The 19,125-nt window shown below is 70.4% G+C and carries 17 protein-coding genes; 10 read left to right on the forward strand and 7 right to left on the reverse strand.

All coding sequences use genetic code 11. The features are described 5' to 3' along the window. Positions 1 to 90: 90 nt before the first annotated feature. Entirely contained in the window at positions 91 to 1,170 is a 1,080-nt protein-coding gene (locus tag F9278_RS35790) for an AI-2E family transporter (protein WP_319023151.1), read from the reverse strand. 311 nt (positions 1,171 to 1,481) lie between these two features. Then, positions 1,482 to 1,784 carry an ABC transporter permease gene (locus tag F9278_RS35795; RefSeq protein WP_264300190.1) on the reverse strand — a complete coding sequence of 101 codons (303 nt, stop codon included), beginning with the start codon at positions 1,782 to 1,784 and terminating at the stop codon, positions 1,482 to 1,484. On the opposite strand from F9278_RS35795, the gene F9278_RS35800 reads away from it, so the two are divergent. Then, the gene (locus tag F9278_RS35800; RefSeq protein WP_152171991.1) at positions 1,775 to 2,203 is read left to right on the forward strand and encodes an ATP-binding cassette domain-containing protein; all 429 of its coding nucleotides are present in this window, start codon (positions 1,775 to 1,777) and stop codon (positions 2,201 to 2,203) included. The genes F9278_RS35795 and F9278_RS35800 overlap by 10 nt on opposite strands. Before the next feature lie 25 nt (positions 2,204 to 2,228). Here F9278_RS35800 and F9278_RS35805 read toward each other — a convergent pair whose 3' ends face one another. Both F9278_RS35805 and F9278_RS35810 read right to left on the reverse strand, forming a co-directional pair. After that, positions 2,229 to 4,280 carry a glycoside hydrolase family 31 protein gene (locus F9278_RS35805; RefSeq protein WP_152171992.1) on the reverse strand — a complete coding sequence of 684 codons (2,052 nt, stop codon included), beginning with the start codon at positions 4,278 to 4,280 and terminating at the stop codon, positions 2,229 to 2,231. A 150-nt stretch (positions 4,281 to 4,430) separates the two neighbouring features. After that, positions 4,431 to 5,444, reverse strand: coding sequence for a LacI family DNA-binding transcriptional regulator (locus tag F9278_RS35810; protein ID WP_152171993.1), 1,014 nt, complete (start codon positions 5,442 to 5,444; stop codon positions 4,431 to 4,433). 245 nt (positions 5,445 to 5,689) lie between these two features. On the opposite strand from F9278_RS35810, the gene F9278_RS35815 reads away from it, so the two are divergent. Then, positions 5,690 to 6,499 (forward strand): GH12 family glycosyl hydrolase domain-containing protein, encoded by an 810-nt coding sequence (locus F9278_RS35815; protein WP_152171994.1) that lies wholly within the window; start codon positions 5,690 to 5,692, stop codon positions 6,497 to 6,499. 121 nt (positions 6,500 to 6,620) lie between these two features. Next, complete coding sequence (locus F9278_RS35820; RefSeq protein ID WP_152171995.1) at positions 6,621 to 8,561, forward strand: acyl-CoA dehydrogenase family protein; 1,941 nt, start codon at positions 6,621 to 6,623, stop codon at positions 8,559 to 8,561. A gap of 102 nt (positions 8,562 to 8,663) precedes the next feature. Here the strand turns inward: F9278_RS35820 and F9278_RS35825 are convergent, their stop codons facing one another. Beyond that, complete coding sequence (locus F9278_RS35825) at positions 8,664 to 9,119, reverse strand: lamin tail domain-containing protein (RefSeq protein WP_152171996.1); 456 nt, start codon at positions 9,117 to 9,119, stop codon at positions 8,664 to 8,666. 202 nt (positions 9,120 to 9,321) lie between these two features. Between F9278_RS35825 and dxr the strand changes: the two genes are divergently transcribed. The 6 genes from dxr (at position 9,322) to F9278_RS35855 (ending at position 16,751) form a co-directional block, all read left to right on the forward strand. Continuing rightward, entirely contained in the window at positions 9,322 to 10,632 is a 1,311-nt protein-coding gene (dxr, locus tag F9278_RS35830; protein ID WP_152171997.1) for a 1-deoxy-D-xylulose-5-phosphate reductoisomerase, read from the forward strand. Next, positions 10,629 to 11,933, forward strand: coding sequence for a M50 family metallopeptidase (locus F9278_RS35835; protein ID WP_152171998.1), 1,305 nt, complete (start codon positions 10,629 to 10,631; stop codon positions 11,931 to 11,933). The genes dxr and F9278_RS35835 overlap by 4 nt, the downstream gene beginning before the upstream one ends. Before the next feature lie 152 nt (positions 11,934 to 12,085). Next, positions 12,086 to 13,243, forward strand: coding sequence for a flavodoxin-dependent (E)-4-hydroxy-3-methylbut-2-enyl-diphosphate synthase (gene ispG, locus F9278_RS35840; RefSeq protein WP_086755710.1), 1,158 nt, complete (start codon positions 12,086 to 12,088; stop codon positions 13,241 to 13,243). Positions 13,244 to 13,435: 192 nt separating this feature from the next. Beyond that, positions 13,436 to 14,290, forward strand: coding sequence for a GNAT family N-acetyltransferase (locus F9278_RS35845; RefSeq protein ID WP_152171999.1), 855 nt, complete (start codon positions 13,436 to 13,438; stop codon positions 14,288 to 14,290). Between the two features lie 129 nt (positions 14,291 to 14,419). Beyond that, a complete protein-coding gene (locus tag F9278_RS35850) occupies positions 14,420 to 14,950 on the forward strand; it encodes a GNAT family N-acetyltransferase (protein ID WP_152172000.1) in 531 nt (176 codons plus the stop codon). Positions 14,951 to 15,047: 97 nt separating this feature from the next. Then, complete coding sequence (locus tag F9278_RS35855) at positions 15,048 to 16,751, forward strand: proline--tRNA ligase (protein ID WP_152172001.1); 1,704 nt, start codon at positions 15,048 to 15,050, stop codon at positions 16,749 to 16,751. A 107-nt stretch (positions 16,752 to 16,858) separates the two neighbouring features. On the opposite strand, the gene F9278_RS47650 is transcribed toward F9278_RS35855, so the two are convergent. After that, positions 16,859 to 17,194, reverse strand: coding sequence for a hypothetical protein (locus tag F9278_RS47650; RefSeq protein WP_226967095.1), 336 nt, complete (start codon positions 17,192 to 17,194; stop codon positions 16,859 to 16,861). Positions 17,195 to 17,260: 66 nt separating this feature from the next. On the opposite strand from F9278_RS47650, the gene F9278_RS35865 reads away from it, so the two are divergent. Continuing rightward, on the forward strand, positions 17,261 to 18,067 hold the full coding sequence (locus F9278_RS35865) for a ferredoxin (protein ID WP_226967096.1): 807 nt from the start codon (positions 17,261 to 17,263) through the stop codon (positions 18,065 to 18,067). Positions 18,068 to 18,177: 110 nt separating this feature from the next. Here the strand turns inward: F9278_RS35865 and F9278_RS35875 are convergent, their stop codons facing one another. After that, positions 18,178 to 19,110, reverse strand: coding sequence for an aminoglycoside phosphotransferase family protein (locus F9278_RS35875; RefSeq protein ID WP_152172003.1), 933 nt, complete (start codon positions 19,108 to 19,110; stop codon positions 18,178 to 18,180). Positions 19,111 to 19,125: the final 15 nt, after the last annotated feature.

Genomic DNA, 19,125 nt, shown 5'->3' on the forward strand with positions numbered 1-19,125 from the left:
TTCGGCGCGGTCCGGTACCGGCGGTGGAGCCCCGGCCCTCCGGATTCGCCGGAGCGGGGGCGCCGCCCGGTCCGGACGCACCGCCGTCGATCATCCTGCCGCGCGCGCCACCTGGGCCGTCCCCGGGGGTGCGGTCGTCGCCCCGGCCCCCGTCCCTGCACCCGTTCCTGCCCCCGCCCCGTCGCCGTACCGGGCCCGCAGTTCCGACAGCACCCCGGACACCGCCGCCGTGAGCGGCACCGCGAGGAGCATGCCGAGGATGCCGGCGATGGAGGCGCCCGCCGTGAGCGCCAGCAGGATCGCCGCCGGGTGCATCTGCACGGTCCGGCTGTGGATCATCGGCTGGAGCACGTTCCCTTCGAGGATCTGCACCGCGAAGACGACGCCGACCGCCCAGAGCGCCGTCACCAGACCGCGGTCCGCGAACGCGACGAGGATCGCCACGGCGCCCGACAGGAACGCGCCCAGATACGGGATGTACGCGCCGACGAACACCAGCGCGCCGAGACCGATCGCGCCCGGTACCTGCAGTATCAGCAGACCGATGGCGATACAGGCACCGTCGATGAAGGCGATCAGCGTCGTCCCCCGCATATAGCCCTCGATGGCCCGGAACGCGCGCCGGGCCATCACCTCCAGGGTGTCGCCGCTGCCGCGCGGCGCGAGCGAGTGCAGGGACGCGACCGCCTTGTCGGAGTCCCGCAGGAAGAAGAACATCAGCAGCATCGCCAGGATCGCCATCGCGACGAACTCGCTGACCGCGCTGACCCCGGTGAGCACCCCGGAGGCCGCGGTGCCGCCGAACTTCGACATCAGCTCCTTGGCGTTCTTCGCGAGATCGTCCAGCGAGGTCCCCGCGAACCCGAACTCCTCACTGAGCGACTTCGCCGCGTCCCGCAGCGAGGAGATGATCTGATCCCCGGTGTCGATCAGCGCGGCCACCACGATGTACGCGGCCCCGCCCATCACCACGATCACGGCCGCGCAGGTCAGCCCGGCGGCGAGCGACCTGTTGAACCGCATCGCCACCAGCCGCCGGTAGAGCGGGCCCAGCAACGCCGTACCGAGCAGCGCGATCAGCACCGGGGTGACCGCCGTCTGGAACGTCACACAGATCCACACGCCGACATAGACGACACCCGTCACCAGCAGCGTCAGCGCGCTCCACACGGCGATGTGCCGCGCGGGCCCCGGCAGGAAACCCCGGGGCGCGACCGGCGCCGACGGCACCACCGCCCTCGGCGTCTCCACGTACCCACCGGTGCTCCGTATCGTCGTACGCGTCCGATGCACCCGCCTGCGCGGGGGCCCGCCCCGGCCGCCCTGCCGTCCCCCGCGAGAGTCTCCCGTACGGCTGTTCATCCTCTGTCATCTCCACTCACTCAGAGGTCGCGCACACCCCTGAGGATCATGGGATGGCCGTGGCGCCATAGCGTAGACCCGGCCGGCGAACGGCCGTCCGGCCGGTCCGCCCGGTGGTCCTACCGCTGCGAGGTGGTCTCCCGCACCCACGGCAGCAGCAACCGCTCCGCCACCACCAGCACATAGAACAGCGCCACGCTCATCACGCCCAGCAGCGCGACCGCCGCGAAGGCCAGCGCGGTGTCCGAGTTGGCGCCGGACTGCACGATGACGAAGCCGAGCCCCTCGTCGCCCGCGCTGAACTCCCCGATCACCGTGCCCACGGCTGCCAGCGGCATCGCCACCTTCAGCCCGACGAAGATCTGCGGGAGCGCGCCGGGGAACCGGAACCGCAGGAACGTCCGCGTCCGGGATGTCCGCAACGACCGTGCCAGCTCGGCGAGTTGTGCGCCGGCCCCGCCGCGACGTCGCGATCCTCTTCCAGCGCCCGGCCCTGCTGCCCTGGCGGTCGGCCCTCGACAACGTCCTGCTGCCCATCGTCGTCCACGGCCGCCCCAAGCCCGAACACCGGGCGACCGCCTGCGAGTTGCTCGTCGAAGTCGGCCTGGACGCCCCCTTCCACACCCGCCTCCCGCACGAGCTGTCCGGCGGTATGCGGCAGCGCGTGGCCCTGTGCCGCTCCCTCATCCAGCGCCCCCGCGTGATGCTGATAGCCGAACAGCTGGCCGCCTACGCGGAGTTGGGCGTCACACGGATATACGTCCGCCTACGCGACCTGACGGACCTGCCCCACCTGGACCTCCTGATGACAGAGGTGGCCCCCCGACTCCCCTCCTCCTGACCACGTGCGGGCGCGCACCGCGCACCTACTCGGCGATCGGCAGGGAAACCCCGTCCCGCAGAAACACCGGGATCCTCTCCAAAGGCGCGTCCACGGTCACCGACCGACCACCCGCGTACGTCTCCCCGGTCCAGGCATCAGCCCAGGTCGCCCCCGCCGGCAGATAGGTCGTCCACCGATCGACCCCCGCCTCGAGCACCGGCGCCACCAACACATCCCGCCCGAACAGATATGCGTCGTCGACGCCCCACGCGGCCGTGTCCTCCGGGAACTCCAGGAACAGCGGTCGCATCACCGGCAGCCCCTCCTCATGGGCCTCCCGCATCACCCGCAGCACATACGGCTTCAACCGCTCCCGCAGCCGCAGATACGCCTCCAGGATCGCCCCGGCCTCCTCCCCGTACGACCACACCTCGTTCGGCCCCCCGGTCATGTCCGGCCCCAACGGCATCCCCGGATCCCGGAACCCGTGCAGCCGCATCAGCGGCGAGAACGCCCCGAACTGGAACCAGCGCACCATCACCTCGCGATACGCCGGATCGTCGGGGTCACCCCCGTGGAAGCCGCCGATGTCGGTGTTCCACCAGGGGATGCCGGACAGCGCCGTGTTGAGCCCCGCCGCGATCTGCCGCCGCAGGGTCGGGAAGTCCGTACCGATGTCACCGGACCACAGCGCGGCCCCCCACCGCTGACTGCCCGCCCACGCCGAACGGTTGAGGGAGACGATCTCCTCCTGCCCGGCCGCCCGCAGCCCCTCGTAGAAGGTCCGCGCGCTCTCGGCCGGATAGATGTTGCCGACCTCCAGACCGGGCCCCGCCCAGTAGCGCAGATTCTCCTGGAAGCCCGGCTTCAGCTCCGGCTCACAGGCGTCCAGCCAGAACGCGTCGATGCCGTACGGCTCCAGGTAGTTCTCCTTGACCCGCGCCCACACGAACTCCCGCGCCCCGGGGTTCGTCGCGTCGTAGAACGCCACCTGGACCGTCGACGCGACCCCCTTGTCCGGCCAGTCGGCGTGCGCCATCGGGCCGTACTGCGTGCCGATGAAGTAGCCGCGCTGTTCCATCACCGGGTGGTTCTCGCTCAGCGGCGACACCGACGGCCACACGGACACCACCAGCTTGATGCCGAGCTCCGCCAACTCCCGGACCATGGCGGCAGGATCGGGCCACTCGTCGAGATCGAACTTCCACTCACCGAGGTGCGTCCAGTGGAAGAAGTCGCACACGATGACATCGATGGGCAGGCCGCGCCGCTTGTACTCCCGTGCCACGGCGAGGAGTTCGTCCTGGGTGCGATAGCGCAGCTTGCACTGCCAGAACCCGGCCGCCCACTCCGGCAGCATCGGCGTACGGCCCGTCGCCGCGCTGTAGCGGCGCTGCGCGTCGGCCGGATCTCCCGCGGTGATCCAGTAGTCGATCTGCCGGGCCGAGTCCGCGACCCACCGGGTGCCGTTCCCGGCCAGCTCGACCCGCCCGATCGCCGGGTTGTTCCACAGCAGGGTGTAGCCCCGGCTGGAGGTGAGCACCGGGATGCCGACCTCGGCGTTGCGCTGCACCAGGTCCAGCACCAGGCCCTTCTGGTCGAACCGCCCGTGCTGGTGCTGCCCGAGGCCGTACAGCTTCTCGTCCTCGTACGCGGCGAACCGCTGCTCCAGGCGGTGGTGGCCGTTGCCGACGGCGGTGTAGAGGCGCGAGCCCGGCCACCAGAAGTGCGCGCGCTCCTCCGCCAGCAGCTCGCTTCCGTCGGCTGTACGGCTGTAGCGGATCAGGCCCTCGGCGTTCACCTCGACGGTCAGCGCGCCGACGGTCAGCCGGCCCTGCCCGTCCTCGATCTTGACGCTGCTCTCGGTGGACTCCGCCTCGTCGAGCAGGGCGCCCGGGAGCCCGTCGAGGACCGGGCCGCCGAGGCGGGCGCGGACCCGGACCGCGTCCGGGCCCCAGGGCTCGATCCGCAGGGTCTCCTGGCGTCCGCTCCACTCCAGGGCGCCGTCCCGCTCACGGAACGTGCCGACGGTGGGGGAGGACTGGGCGAGGCTGACCGCACCCGACGGGGTCCGGTTCTCGGCAGGCTGATTCACGAGAGTCTCCTGGGAGGGAGGGGTGAAGGACATCAGGAGCGGGAAGCCGCGGTACGGCGGCTTCCGTACAGCGCCGATCGATCCGTACCGCGTCGGCCGATCCGTGCAGCGCCGGCCGATGGGCGACGCCTCGCGTACGGCGTCGGCGGCTCAACCGGCCGTGGACAGCGGCCCCGTGCTCGCGCGGACCGTCAACTCGGGGGCCAGCAGCACCACTTCGTCGGTGTCCCGGCCCTCCAGCTTGGCGACCAGCTGTTCCACGGCCCGGCGGCCCATCTCCTGGGCGGGGATCGCCACCGACGTCAGCCGCACCGAGGCCTGCACGGCGACCTGGTCCGGGCAGACCGCGATCACCGAGACGTCCTCCGGCACCGCGCGCCCCTGCTGCCGCAACAGCGCGAGCAGCGGCTCCACCGCGGACTCGTTCTGCACGACGATGCCCGTGGTGCCCGGCCGTTCGTCGAAGATCCGGGCCAGCGTCGCGGCCATCGCGTCATAGCCGCCCTCACAGGGGCGGTGCAGCACGCGCAGGCCCAACTCCCGTGCCCGGGACCGCAGTCCGTCGAGGGTGCGTTCGGCGAAACCGGTGTGCCGTTCGTACACCGCGGGCGCCTCGCCGACGACGGCGATGTCACGGTGGCCGAGCATCGCCAGATGCTCCACGCACAGCGCGCCCGTCGCCCCGAAATCGAGATCGACGCAGGTCAGGCCGCTGGTGTCGGCCGGCAGTCCGATCAGTACCGACGGCTGGTCGGTGCCGCGCAGCAGCGGCAGCCGCTCGTCGTCCAGCTCCACGTCCATCAGGATCATCGCGTCGGCGAGCCCGCTGCCGGTGACCCGGCGCACCGCGTCCGGGCCCTCCTCACCGGTGAGCAGCAGCACGTCGTAGCCGTACGTCCGGGCCGTGGTGGCCACCGCGATGGCGATCTCCATCATCACCGGGACGTACATGTCGGTGCGCAGCGGGACCATCAGGGCGACGATGTTCGACCTGCTGCTCGCCAGGGCGCGGGCCCCCGCGTTCGGGTGGTAGCCGAGCTCCTGGATGCTCCGCTCGACCCGCTGCCGGGTGCCCGCGGAGATGGACCGCTTGCCGCTGAGGACATAGCTCACCGTGCTCGCCGAGACTCCGGCGTGCGAGGCGACCTCGGCGAGGGTGACCATCCAGCTCTCCAAGCGTGTTTAAGCGCTTCGACAGCGCGCTGTCTCTGAACAAGGGCGAGTGAGGGTGGCTCGACAGTAGCTCGGCGCTGAGTGGGTGTCCATAGGTTGTCGAAGCGCTTCGATTATTCGCCGGGCGCCCAGGGAGGAAGGGGTGGGGGGAGTCTCAGCTTAGAACCGGACGGCAACCTTCGTACTCCCCGGCGGCGACCAGCACCCGTAACGCACCGCCCCCGGAAGGAACCCCCATGCAGCACCGCCGCCCCCGCCTCACCCGTACCGCCAAGATCGGCGCGGCCGTTGGCACCGCGCTGGCGGTCGGGGCCTCCGTGACCGTGGCGATGGCGGGGGAGGAGGCCAAGAAGTGCACGGACTTCGACACGATCACGCTCGGTGAGTACTACGTGAACAACAACGTCTGGAACCGGGAGAAGGCCACCGGCACCCAGTGCGTCTGGGACAACTCCCGCTCGGGCTCCACCATCTCCTGGGGCACCGGCTACAGCCTCGCCAACAGCGGCACCGGCAAGGACTACGACGTGAAGTCCTACGCGAGCAGCGTCCTCGGCTGGCACTGGGGCTGGAAGACCGACAAGGCGGCGACCCGGCTGCCCATCAGGGTCGGCGACCGCAAGCCCGTACGGACCAGCTGGGAGTTCTCGGTCAGCTCGAACCCCGGCACCATGAACGTCGCCTACGACCTGTGGCTGCACTCCAAGAACACCGCCGACTGGCAGGACCAGCCCACCGACGAGGTCATGATCTGGCTCAACCGGCAGGGCGGCGCGGGCCCGCTCGGCAGCAAGTACGGCAGCGTCAGCCTCGGCGGCGCGATGTGGGACATCTACACCGGTGACATCGGCTGGAAGGTCTTCTCCTTCGTCCGCCGCGCCAACACCACCAAGGCGACCCTGAACCTCGACGACTTCACCCAGGCACTCGTCCGCCGCAAGCTGCTGGGCAACGACAAGTACGTCTCCGGCATCGAGGCGGGCACCGAGGTCTTCAAGGGCACCGGCCGGCTGGACACGAAGGCGTACTCGGTGAACATCGGCTGAGCACGGACGCGAGGGGTGGCGGGGTCACCCCGAATCGGGTACCAACGATCGAGTAGCACCCATCGGTAACCAATCAGGTACCCCTCCGGTACAGATCCCGATTCGCGGCGAGGTGAGCCTCATGTCCGCCCCACCCCTCAAGAAGCCCGTCGTCACAGAACGTGAGGCCCGCCAGGTGGCGGAGGCCGCCCGGGAGCAGGCCTGGCGCAAGCCCAGCTTCGCCAAGGAACTGTTCCTGGGCCGGTTCCGCCTCGACCTCATCCACCCCCACCCGCTCCCCACGGACGAGGCCGTCCGGCGCGGCGAGCAGTTCCTGACCAAGCTCCGCGCCTTCTGCGAGGCCAAGGTCGACGGCGCCCTGATCGAGCGCGAGGCCCGCATCCCCGACGAGGTCATCGACGGCCTCAAGGAACTCGGCGCCCTCGGCATGAAGATCGACCCCAAGTACGGCGGTCTCGGCCTCACCCAGGTGTACTACAACAAGGCGCTCGCCCTGGTCGGATCGGCGAGCCCGGCGATCGGCGTGCTGCTCTCGGCGCATCAGTCGATCGGCGTACCGCAGCCGCTGAAACTGTTCGGCACCCCCGAGCAGAAGGAGAAGTTCCTCCCGCGCTGCGCCCGCACCGACATCAGCGCCTTCCTCCTCACCGAGCCCGACGTCGGCTCGGACCCGGCCCGCCTCGCCACCAGCGCGGTGCCCGACGGCGACGACTACGTCCTCGACGGCGTGAAGCTGTGGACGACCAACGGCGTGGTCGCCGACCTCCTGGTCGTCATGGCACGCGTCCCCAAGTCCGAGGGCCACAAGGGCGGCATCACCGCCTTCGTCGTGGAGTCCGACTCGCCCGGCGTCACCGTCGAGAACCGCAACGCCTTCATGGGCCTGCGCGGCATCGAGAACGGCGTCACCCGCTTCCACCAGGTCCGGGTCCCCGCCGCGAACCGCATCGGCCCCGAGGGCGCGGGCCTGAAGATCGCCCTCACCACCCTCAACACCGGCCGGCTCTCCCTGCCCGCGTCCTGCGTGGCCGCCGGCAAGTGGTGCCTGAAGATCGCCCGTGAGTGGTCGGCGGCCCGTGAGCAGTGGGGCAAGCCGGTCGCGCACCACGAGGCGGTCGGCCAGAAGATCTCCTTCATCGCGGCGACCACCTTCGCCCTGGAAGCGGTCCTGGACCTCTCCTCCCAGATGGCCGACGAGGACCGCAACGACATCCGTATCGAGGGCGCCCTCGCGAAGCTGTTCGCCTCCGAGATGGGCTGGAAGATCGCCGACGAGCTGGTCCAGATCCGCGGCGGCCGGGGCTTCGAGACGGCCGACTCGCTCCGGGCACGCGGCGAACGGGCCGTCCCCGCCGAGCAGATCCTGCGCGACCTGCGCATCAACCGGATCTTCGAGGGCTCCACGGAGATCATGCACCTGCTGATCGCCCGCGAGGCCGTCGACGCCCACCTCACCGTGGCCGGCGACCTCATCGATCCGGACAAGTCCCTCTCCGACAAGGCGAAGGCGGGCGCGAACGCGGGTGTCTTCTACGCCAAGTGGCTGCCCAAGCTGGTCGCGGGCCCCGGGCAACTCCCGCGCACCTACGGCGAGTTCCACCCGACGGGCCACCCCGACCTGGCCGCGCACCTGCGCTACGTCGAGCGCAACGCCCGCAAGCTGGCCCGCTCCACGTTCTACGCCATGTCCCGCTGGCAGGGCCGGATGGAGACCAAGCAGGGCTTCCTGGGCCGGGTCGTCGACATCGGTGCCGAGCTCTTCGCGATGAGCGCGGCCGTCGTCCGCGCGGAGCTGCTCCGCACCACCACCGACCACGGCCGCGAGGCCTACCAACTGGCCGACACCTTCTGCCGCCAGTCCCGCATCCGCGTCGAGGAACTCTTCGGCCGCCTGTGGAGCAACACCGACGACATCGACCGCAAGGTGGTCAAGGGCGTCCTCGGCGGCGCCTACGAGTGGCTGGAGGAGGGCGTGATCGACCCCTCGGGCGAGGGCCCGTGGATCGCGGACGCGACCCCGGGCGCGAGCGAGAAGGAGAACGTCCACCGCCGCATCCGCTGACCGCCACAACTCCCCGCGCCCCAGCCGCTCCTGGGGGCGCGGGGAACTGCGCGACCAGCCACAACGGAGCCGCGGCCTACGAACGACCCACGCGCGCGGCGCCTAGCAGTACTTGTCGCTGGCGTCCCGCGTGGTCCAGGAGCAGGAGTCCACCTTCGTACCGTTCGCCTTCGTCAGCTTCGCGGTGTCACTGGTGTTGTTCCAGACGTACGCCTTGCGGTTCTGGTACTTGGTCGCGGACGTGTCCTTGCCCGACCCCGTACGCACCTTGATCGTCTTCTTCGCCCCGATCGACACGTTCAGGAACGTGTACTTGTGGTTGTCGAGGTCCTTCAGCACCCACCCCTTCAGCGAGACCGCCTTCGACCCCGTGTTCTTGATCTGCACCCACTCGCCGTTGTACTGCGCGTTCGTCCGGGTGTCCTTGCCGGGACTGTCGAAGTACACGCGGTGGATGACCACACCCCCCGCGGCCTCCGCCGGGCTGCTGAGCAGCGTCCCGGTCAGGGCGACGGCTCCGGCGAGCGCGGGCAGGGCAGCGCGTACGCGCTTGTGCATGGATCCCCCCAGGGTCCTCGTTCACGATCGGTTGATCCGAAAATCGGATCAACAAGGGAAAAGTCATATCACCCCACCTTCACGCGTGCTTCACAAACGGAGAAACAGTCCCGTCGGCCACAGACGGCGCGAAGCGGGACATCGGTGGGACATCGGGGGACTCGCGGTCCTGCCGGACACCGGATGCGGCCACAATGGAGGGATGAGCGACAGTCCAGCCCCTCTCGCCGATCCGCATCTCGTCTTCGACCCGGTCGACGGCGTACGGGACACCGTGATCCTCGGATCGACCGGCTCGATCGGCACCCAGGCCATCGACCTCGTCCTGCGCAACCCGGACCGTTTCCGCGTCACCGGGCTCTCCGCCGCCGGAGGGCGGGTGGACCTGCTGGCCGAGCAGGCCCACCGGCTGCGCGTACGGACCGTCGCCGTCGCCCGCGAGGATGTCGTACCGGCCCTGCGCGAGGCCCTGACCAGTGCCTACGGCGCGGGGGAGGCCCTGCCCGAGATCCTCGCCGGACCGGACGCCGCCACCCGCCTCGCCGCCTCCGACTGCCACACCGTGCTGAACGGCATCACCGGCTCCATCGGCCTCGCCCCGACCCTCGCCGCCCTGGAGGCGGGCCGCACCCTCGCGCTCGCCAACAAGGAGTCGCTCATCGTCGGCGGCCCGCTGGTGAAGGCGGTGGCCAAGCCCGGCCAGATCATCCCGGTCGACTCCGAGCACGCCGCCCTCTTCCAGGCCCTCGCCTCCGGCACCCGGGCCGATGTGCGCAAGCTGGTCGTCACCGCCTCCGGGGGCCCGTTCCGCGGCCGTACGAAGGCGGAGCTGGCGGACGTGCAGCCGGCCGACGCCCTCGCGCACCCCACCTGGGCCATGGGCCCGGTCATCACCGTGAACTCCGCGACCCTCGTCAACAAGGGCCTGGAAGTCATCGAGGCGCACCTCCTCTACGACATTCCCTTCGACCGCATTGAGGTGGTCGTGCACCCGCAGTCGTATGTCCACTCGATGGTTGAGTTCACGGACGGATCGACGATGGCCCAGGCGACGCCCCCGGACATGCGCGGGCCCATCGCCATCGGCCTCGGCTGGCCGCAGCGCGTCCCCGACGCCGCGCCCGCCTTCGACTGGACCAAGGCGTCCACCTGGGAGTTCTTCCCCCTCGACGACGACGCGTTCCCGTCGGTCGGGCTCGCCCGGCACGTGGGACAGCTCGCGGGCACCGCGCCGGCGGTGTTCAATGCGGCGAACGAGGAGTGCGTCGACGCGTTCCTGAACGGCGGTCTCCCCTTCAACGCGATCATGGAGACGGTCACCCGGGTCGTCGAGGAGCACGGCACCCCCGGAACGGGAACTTCCCTGACCGTGGCGGACGTACTCGAAGCGGAGACCTGGGCGCGCGCCAGGGCCCGCGAACTGACCACCTCGACCACCTCGACCACTTCCATCACCTCGACCACCTCGACCGGCAAACCCACCGAGCGGACGACCGCGGAGGCCCGTGCATGACCACCCTGATGTTCATCCTCGGCATAGTGGTCTTCGTGATCGGCCTGGCGTTCTCGATCGCGTGGCACGAGCTGGGCCACTTCTCCACCGCCAAGCTCTTCGGTGTCCGCGTGCCCCAGTTCATGGTGGGCTTCGGCCCGACCATCTGGTCGAAGAAGAAGGGCGAGACCGAGTACGGCGTCAAGGCGATCCCGCTCGGCGGCTACATCCGCATGATCGGCATGATCCCGCCCGGCGAGGACGGCAGGATCGAATCCCGTTCGACGTCCCCGTGGCGCGTGATGATCGAGGACGCCCGCGCGGCCTCCTTCGAGGAGCTCCAGCCCGGCGACGAGAAGCGCCTCTTCTACACGCGCAAGCCGTGGAAGCGCGTCATCGTGATGTTCGCCGGACCCTTCATGAACCTGATCCTGGCCGTCGTGATCTTCCTCGGCGTGATGATGACCTTCGGCGCCCAGACCTCGACGACCACGGTCAGCAAGGTCTCGGACTGCGTCATCTCCGCCAGTGAGAACCGCTCGAAGTGCAAGGACAGCGACAAGGAGGCCCCCGCCAAGGCGGCGGGCCTGAAGCCCGGCGACAAGATCGTCGCCTTCGACGGCACCCCCGTCGAGGACTGGTCCACCCTCCAGGCCGACATCCGCGACAACCCCGGCAAGCAGGTCACGCTCACCGTGGACCGCAAGGGCGAGCAGGTCGACCTGACCACCACCCTCATCAAGAACCAGGTCAGCCAGACCGACGGCCAGGGCGGATACGTCAAGGACAAGTACGTCTACGCCGGCTGGCTCGGCTTCACCCCCGCCTCCGACATCCTCCCGCTCTCCTTCGGCGACTCCGTCGACCGCATGGGCGACATGATGGAGAACGGCGTCGAGTCCCTGCTCTCCCTGCCCGCCAAGATCCCCGCCCTGTGGGACGCCACCTTCGGCGACGGCGAGCGCGAGGCCGACTCCCCGATGGGCGTGGTCGGCGCGGCCCGGGTCGGCGGCGAGATCTTCACCATGGACATCCCCGCCACCCAGCAGCTCGCCAGCTTCCTGATCCTGCTGGCCGGCTTCAACCTCTCCCTGTTCCTGTTCAACATGCTCCCGCTGCTCCCGCTCGACGGCGGCCACATCGCCGGCGCCCTGTGGGAGTCGCTCCGCCGGAACGCGGCCAAGCTGCTGCGCAGGCCCGACCCCGGCCCGTTCGACGTGGCGAAGCTGATGCCCGTCGCGTACGTGGTGGCCGGCATCTTCGTCTGCTTCACCCTCCTGGTGCTGATCGCGGACCTTGTGAACCCGGTGCGCATCTCCTAGACACCCGTGGTTCACGGCGGCCGGGCACACTCACCGGGTGGGCCCGGCCGACGGTGATGTGCTCGGGCCCCTGCCTGTGCCGTAATCTCGAAGCCTGGAGCCCGCCCGTCCCGGGAACCGATCCTGATCCACAACTTGGGGTTGCACAGCAGATGACTGCGATTTCTCTCGGCATGCCGTCCGTTCCGACCAAGCTCGCCGAGCGCCGGAAGAGCCGGCAGATCCAGGTCGGATCCGTGGCGGTCGGTGGAGACGCCCCGGTGTCGGTCCAGTCGATGACCACCACGCGTACGTCGGACATCGGCGCCACGCTCCAGCAGATCGCCGAACTGACGGCCTCCGGCTGCCAGATCGTCCGCGTCGCCTGCCCCACGCAGGACGACGCCGACGCCCTGGCGACCATCGCCCGCAAGTCGCAGATCCCGGTCATCGCCGACATCCACTTCCAGCCGAAGTACGTCTTCGCCGCGATCGAGGCCGGCTGCGCCGCCGTCCGCGTCAACCCGGGCAACATCAAGCAGTTCGACGACAAGGTCCGGGAGATCGCCCAGGCGGCGAACGACCACGGCACCCCGATCCGCATCGGCGTCAACGCCGGCTCCCTGGACCGCCGCCTCCTCCAGAAGTACGGCAAGGCCACCCCCGAGGCGCTCGTCGAGTCCGCGCTCTGGGAGGCCTCCCTCTTCGAGGAGCACGGCTTCCGCGACATCAAGATCTCGGTCAAGCACAACGACCCGGTCGTCATGGTCAACGCCTACCGCCAGCTCGCCGCCCAGTGCGACTACCCCCTCCACCTCGGCGTCACCGAGGCGGGCCCCGCCTTCCAGGGCACCATCAAGTCGGCCGTCGCCTTCGGCGCGCTGCTCGCCGAGGGCATCGGCGACACCATCCGCGTCTCCCTGTCGGCCCCGCCGGTCGAGGAGATCAAGGTCGGCAACCAGATCCTGGAGTCGCTGAACCTGAAGCCCCGCCGCCTCGAAATCGTCTCCTGCCCCTCCTGCGGTCGCGCCCAGGTCGACGTCTACAAGCTCGCCGAGGAAGTCACCGCCGGCCTCACCGGCATGGAGGTCCCCCTCCGCGTGGCCGTCATGGGCTGTGTGGTGAACGGCCCCGGCGAGGCCCGCGAGGCCGACCTCGGCGTCGCCTCCGGCAACGGCAAGGGCCAGATCTTCGTCAAGGGCGAGGTCATCAAGACCGTCCCCGAGTCCAAGATCGTCGAGACCCTCATCGAGGAAGCGATGAAGATCGCCGAACAGATGGAAGCGGACGGCGTCGCCTCGGGCGAACCGACGGTGGCGGTGGCGGGCTGAGACCTGGGTGTCCTGAGGATCGGCCCGCAGGGCCATCCTCAGGGGCGCGGGGAACTGCGCGACAAGCCACGACCCGCCCACGTACCCGCACCCGCCCACGCACAGGAGCCCCCGAGCTCTGAGGCGCCCCCGCCGAGCCCGGCAGGGTATCGTGCGGAGACCAGCGCAGACCCCAGGGTGAGGCCCCCGCACGTGTTGACCCAGACCACCACCAGGGTCCTCGAACCGAGTGACCTGGACGCCGCACTCGCCGTCCTGGACCGAGACCCCGTCGCGAACGCCTTCGTGACGTCCCGCGTCCAGGTCGCCGGCCTGGACCCCTGGCGGCTCGGCGGCGAGATGTGGGGCTGGTACGAGGACGGTGCCCTGACCTCCCTCTGCTACGCCGGCGCGAACCTCGTCCCCATCTGCGCCACCCCCCGCGCCGTGCGCGCCTTCGCCGACCGCGCCCGCCGGGCCGGCCGCCGCTGCTCCTCGGTCGTCGGCCCCGCCGAACCCACCGCCCAGCTGTGGCGCCTCCTCGAACCCAGCTGGGGCCCGGCCCGCGAGGTCCGCTCCCACCAGCCCCTCATGGTCACCGACCGGCTCCCCGACCCCGCCGAGGTCACCCCCGACCCGTACGTCCGCCGGATCCGCAAGGACGAGATGGACACGATCATGCCGGCGTGCGTCGCGATGTTCACCGAGGAGGTCGGCGTCTCCCCGATGGCCGGCGACGGCGGCCTCCTCTACCAGGCCCGGGTCGCCGAACTCGTCGGCTCCGGCCGTTCCTTCGCCCGCCTCGGCCCCGACGGCCGTGTCCTCTTCAAGGCCGAGATCGGCGCCGCGACCCCCCACGCCTGCCAGATCCAGGGCGTCTGGGTCGACCCCGAACACCGGGGCCGGGGCCTGGCCGCCCCCGGCATGGCAGCGGTCCTCCGCTACGCCCTCGCCGACGTCGCCCCCCTGGTCAGCCTCTACGTCAACGACTTCAACACGGCCGCGAGACGCACGTACCAGAGGGTGGGCTTCCAAGAGGTGGGCGCCTTCATGAGCGTCCTGTTCTGACGAGGGTCGACTGCGACAGAGTCGGGGTCGCGGGGCTGTATCGACATGCGGCTCCGCCGCGTGGGCGCGACCAGCCACATACAACCCGCCCCCCGCCCACAACCCGAACCCCCCTGTAGCATCCGCAACATGAGCCTCGTCATCGGCCCCTTGGACCTCTCCACCCACGTAGACGAGGCCCTAGCCGTCCAAGCCATCGCCTTCGGACTAGCCCCCGACGAGGTAGCGGTCCGCCGCCAGATCGTCCTCCGCCACATGACGTACCCGGGAGCCCGCGCACTGGGAGCCACGGCCGGAGGCCACCTCGTCGGCTTCGTCTACGGCATGCCCAACGACCGCACCCACTGGTGGTCCACCGTCGTCGAGCCCTACCTCCGCGCCCTCGGCCACGACCACTGGCTGGACGACTCCTTCGTGATCACCGAACTGCACGTCCACCCCCACCACCAGAACCACGGCGTCGGCCGCGCCCTGATCACCTCCATCACGGACAGCGCGACCGAACCCCGCTCGATCCTCTCCGCGATCGACGTCGAGAGCCCGGCCCGCGGCCTCTACCGCTCCCTCGGCTACACCGACCTCGCCCGCCGCGTCGTCTTCCCCAGCGCCCCCAAGCCGTATGCCGTGATGGGCGCCCCCCTGCCCCTGCGCCGCGGATAGCCGCCGTACCACCCCACCGCCACCACCGGATTTCCACGGGCACCCACCCCCCGGCTAACCTCCTGCCATCACCCAACCCGGCAGGAGTACGACAACCATGGCGAACGCACCGGTCCAGCGCATGTCCCAGTTGATGGCGAAGACGCTGCGCGACGACCCGGCGGACGCCGAGGTGCTCAGCCACAAGCTCCTCGTCCGCGCCGGTTACGTCCGCCGTACCGCGGCCGGCGTGTGGACCTGGCTGCCGCTCGGCAAGAAGGTCCTCGCCAACGTGGAGCGCGTCGTCCGCGAGGAGATGGACGCGATCGGCGCCCAGGAGGTGCTGCTCCCCGCGCTGCTGCCGAAGGAGCCGTACGAGGCGACGGGCCGCTGGGACGAGTACGGCCCGGAGCTGTTCCGCCTCAAGGACCGCAAGGGCGGCGACTACCTCCTCGGCCCCACCCACGAGGAGATCTTCACGCTGATCGTGAAGGACCAGGCGTCCTCCTACAAGGACCTGCCGGTGATCCTCTACCAGATCCAGACCAAGTTCCGTGACGAGGCCCGCCCCCGCGCCGGCATCCTGCGCGGCCGTGAGTTCCTGATGAAGGACTCGTACTCCTTCGACACCGAGGACGAGGGCCTCGCCCAGTCGTACGCGCTGCACCGCCAGGCCTACCAGAAGGTGTTCGAGCGTCTGGGCCTCGACTACCGCATCTGCGCGGCGACGGCGGGCGCGATGGGCGGCTCCAAGTCGGAGGAGTTCCTCGCCCCGGCCGGCGCCGGCGAGGACACCTTCGCGGACTGCCCGGCATGCGACTTCGCGGCCAACACCGAGGCGATCACCTTCGAGCTGAAGCCGGTGGACGCCGACGGCGTGCCCGTCCTCGAAGAGATCCCGACGCCCGACACCCCCACCATCGAGACCCTCGCCGCCCACCTCGGCGTCCAGGCCTCCGCCACCCTCAAGAACCTCCTCGTCAAGGTCGACGGCGAGATCGTCGCCGTCGGCGTCCCCGGCGACCGCGAGGTCGACATGGGCAAGGTCGAGGCGCACTTCGCCCCGGCCGTCGTCGAGATGGTGACCGAGGCGGACTTCGCGGGCCGCCCCGACCTGGTCCGCGGCTATGTCGGCCCGCAGGGCCTCGGCGAGAAGGTCACCTACATCGCCGACCCGCGCGTCGCGCCGGGCACCGCCTGGATCACGGGCGCCAACAAGCCCGGCACGCACGCCAGGAACGTCGTCGCGGGCCGTGACTTCGAGGTCGGCGAGTACGTCGACGTCGTGGTCGTCCAGGAGGGCGACCCCTGCCCCAACTGCGGCACCGGCCTCAAACTCGACCGCGCCATCGAGATCGGCCACATCTTCCAGCTCGGCCGCAAGTACGCCGACGCCCTCAAGCTCGACGTCCTCGGCCGACACGGCAAGCCGGTCCGCGTCACCATGGGCTCCTACGGCATCGGTGTCTCCCGCGCGGTCGCGGCCCTCGCCGAGCAGTCCGCCGACGACAAGGGCCTGTGCTGGCCCGCCGAGGTCGCCCCGGCCGACGTCCACGTCGTCGCCGCGGGCAAGGCCCTCCAGACCGAACTGGCCCTCGACGTCTCCGAGAAGCTGCGGGCCGCCGGCCTCCGTGTCCTCGTCGACGACCGTGCCGGTGTCTCCCCGGGCGTGAAGTTCACCGACTCCGAGCTGATCGGCGTACCGAAGATCCTGGTCGCCGGCCGCCGTTCCGCCGAGGGCGTCCTGGAGCTGAAGGACCGCCGTACCGGTGAGCGCGAGGAGCTGACGGTGGACGAGGCGATCGCCCGCCTGACTCTTTAAGCGACCTCTCAGAGAGTTCTGGTGAGGCGTATGGCCGCCTCACCGGAATCTCTCAGACCGTTCCCCGACCGTAGTGCGTGACAGGACGTCACTACGGAGGGGAACGGTCATGAGGACCAGGGAACGAGGGGCGGTCGCGGGCATCCGCAGAGGTGCCCGCGCCGCACGGCGGCCACCGCGGCGGCGGTGACGCTCGCGGCGGCGGCCGGGATGTTCGCGCTGATCGGCACGATGCAGGCGGACGCGGACACCTCCGCGAGCGGCAGCGGTACGACTTCGACGTCGTCGAGCACGAACGACGACACCTCGTCGAGCGACGACACCGGCAGCACCACGGACTCGTCCTCCTCCTCGGACTCCTCCACGTCCACGGACAGCTCGGCGGACTCCTCCACCGACTCCTCCGACTCGTCCCCGGACCTCCAGTCCTCCTCCGACGGCATGACGTCCTCCACGGGCGACGACTCTGCGGACTCGACCTCGGGGGCGTCGTGATAACCGTGTCCACGATGACCCCGAGCCCCACGGCCGCCACCGACTGGCGGGCCCTCGGCACGAGCGTCCGCCTGGTCCTCTTCACCGTCGTCGTCCTCCTCGGCATCGCCGTACGACTCCGCGCCCGCGTCCCCGGTCTGCCGCGCTTCGGCACGGTCTCCCTCCACCGCGCCCTCTCCCTCTCCGCGACCGCGTTCCTGGTCCTGCACATCGCGACCGCCGTGGTCGACGACTATGTGAACATCACCGTCGTCGACACTGTCGTCCCGTTCGTCTCCGACTGCCAGCCCCTCTGGCTCGGCCTCGGCACGGTCGTCCTCGACCTGATGCTCGCCGTCCTGATCACCAGCCTGCTGCGGGCCCGCATCGGCCACCGCACCTGGCGGACCGTGCACCGGCTGGCGTACGCGTCCTGGCCGTTCGCCCTGGTCCACGGCATCGGCATCGGCACGGACAACGGCACCTCCTGGATGACCTGGCTCACCGTCGCCTGCGTCGCCACCGTGCTCGCCGCGTTCGCCCCGCGCACCGCCCACGCCCTGCGGGACGCCCGCCGCCACCCCCGCCACCCTGCTCCGCACGGTCGAAGGAGCCCGCCCGTGACCACCACCACCGCCCCCGCCACCCCGACCCTCGACGTCGACTGGACCGCCTGCCAGGCCCACGGCCTCTGCGCGGGACTCCTCCCGGACCACATGCGGTTGGACGAGTGGGGCTACCCGATCGTCGCGAAGGGCCCGATACCGAGAGCGGCCCTGAAACGAGCGAAGCGAGCAGCGGCCGACTGCCCGGTGCTTGCCTTGAAACTGAGGTCCGACTGAGGGGCGCGGGGCTGTTTCGATATGCGGCTCCGCCGCGTGGGCGCGACCAGCCACCGACGGCCGTCACCGTCCGACCGCTCCGAACCGAATCAGCCCGTCATCCGATCAGGTCAAAGCCATCCAGCGAACTCCAACAACAACTCCCCGTCCCGAGGCCGTCCCACCCGCCGAGCCCGAACCCCCGACTCCACCGCCCGGAACAACGTCCACCCCCGCAACCGCTCCTGATCCACGTCCAGCGACTCGGCCAGCTTCTTCACCCGCCGCCGAGTGATCGCCGCCCCCGACGGCGACGCGATCAGGTCCTCCACCCGGTCCCGCACCAGACGGGCCAGATCGAACGCGCACTCACCCACCACCGGATCCGGCCCCACCGCCAGCCACGGCAACCGCTCCCCGGCCAGCACCTTGCTCTGCCGGAACGTCCCGTGCAGCAACCGCTCCTCGGGCACGGAGTCCACCAGCTCCGCACGCACCCCGAGAGCCGCGTCGACCAGCCCCCGCACCTCGGAGTCCTCCTCGGCGCCCGCCCGGAGGGCCTCCGCCTGCCGCCCCGTCCGCTCGGCCACCGTCTCGAAGAAATGCGCCTCCGGCGGCTCGACCCACAGCCGCCGCAGGGTCGCCGCGGCCTCCAGCAGCGCCTTCGCCTCCGGCAGCGACCGCACCGACAGATCCGGGTGCAGCCGCTCCAGCAGCAGTACGCCGTGACTGTCCCCGGGGTTGAGCATCCGCACCGCACCCCGCCCGTCCCAGTGCGCGAGGGCCGCCCGCTCGGCCTCCGGCCGGGCCCGCCCGGGCGCCAGCTTCAGCACGGCGGGGGTGTCGTCGATCATCCGCACCAGGAGCACAAGACTGCTGCGGCCACCGGGTGCCTGCACCCGCTCCACTGTCAACTCGCGTAGATCCACGGCCTGTTGAAGCAGCTCGGGGAGGGATTCCAGCCAGCCGCCGATCCCGTCACCACCCTCCGGCCGCCGGGTCTCGGCGAGTGCCCGCACCAGCCGCTGCGGCGGTTCGAAGTCCTCGAAAGCCATGCGAGCCATGTGCGAGTGGTTCCC

It is taken from the genome of Streptomyces phaeolivaceus (assembly GCF_009184865.1).
In the GTDB taxonomy this organism is placed as follows: Bacteria; Actinomycetota; Actinomycetes; order Streptomycetales; family Streptomycetaceae; genus Streptomyces; species Streptomyces phaeolivaceus.

Bases quoted from the DNA above. Each gene is read 5' to 3' on its own strand.
- F9278_RS35865 (WP_226967096.1), top strand. From the start codon at position 17,261: ATGACCCCGAGCCCCACGGCCGCCACCGACTGGCGGGCCCTCGGCACG.
- F9278_RS35875 (WP_152172003.1), bottom strand. From the start codon at position 19,110: ATGGCTCGCATGGCTTTCGAGGACTTCGAACCGCCGCAGCGGCTGGTG.
- F9278_RS35800 (WP_152171991.1), top strand. From the start codon at position 1,775: ATGTCCGCAACGACCGTGCCAGCTCGGCGAGTTGTGCGCCGGCCCCGC.
- F9278_RS35850 (WP_152172000.1), top strand. From the start codon at position 14,420: ATGAGCCTCGTCATCGGCCCCTTGGACCTCTCCACCCACGTAGACGAG.
- F9278_RS35825 (WP_152171996.1), bottom strand. From the start codon at position 9,119: ATGCACAAGCGCGTACGCGCTGCCCTGCCCGCGCTCGCCGGAGCCGTC.
- F9278_RS35820 (WP_152171995.1), top strand. From the start codon at position 6,621: ATGTCCGCCCCACCCCTCAAGAAGCCCGTCGTCACAGAACGTGAGGCC.
- F9278_RS35815 (WP_152171994.1), top strand. From the start codon at position 5,690: ATGCAGCACCGCCGCCCCCGCCTCACCCGTACCGCCAAGATCGGCGCG.
- F9278_RS35810 (WP_152171993.1), bottom strand. From the start codon at position 5,444: ATGGTCACCCTCGCCGAGGTCGCCTCGCACGCCGGAGTCTCGGCGAGC.
- ispG (WP_086755710.1), top strand. From the start codon at position 12,086: ATGACTGCGATTTCTCTCGGCATGCCGTCCGTTCCGACCAAGCTCGCC.
- F9278_RS47650 (WP_226967095.1), bottom strand. From the start codon at position 17,194: ATGCCGTCGGAGGAGGACTGGAGGTCCGGGGACGAGTCGGAGGAGTCG.
- F9278_RS35835 (WP_152171998.1), top strand. From the start codon at position 10,629: ATGACCACCCTGATGTTCATCCTCGGCATAGTGGTCTTCGTGATCGGC.
- dxr (WP_152171997.1), top strand. From the start codon at position 9,322: ATGAGCGACAGTCCAGCCCCTCTCGCCGATCCGCATCTCGTCTTCGAC.
- F9278_RS35855 (WP_152172001.1), top strand. From the start codon at position 15,048: ATGGCGAACGCACCGGTCCAGCGCATGTCCCAGTTGATGGCGAAGACG.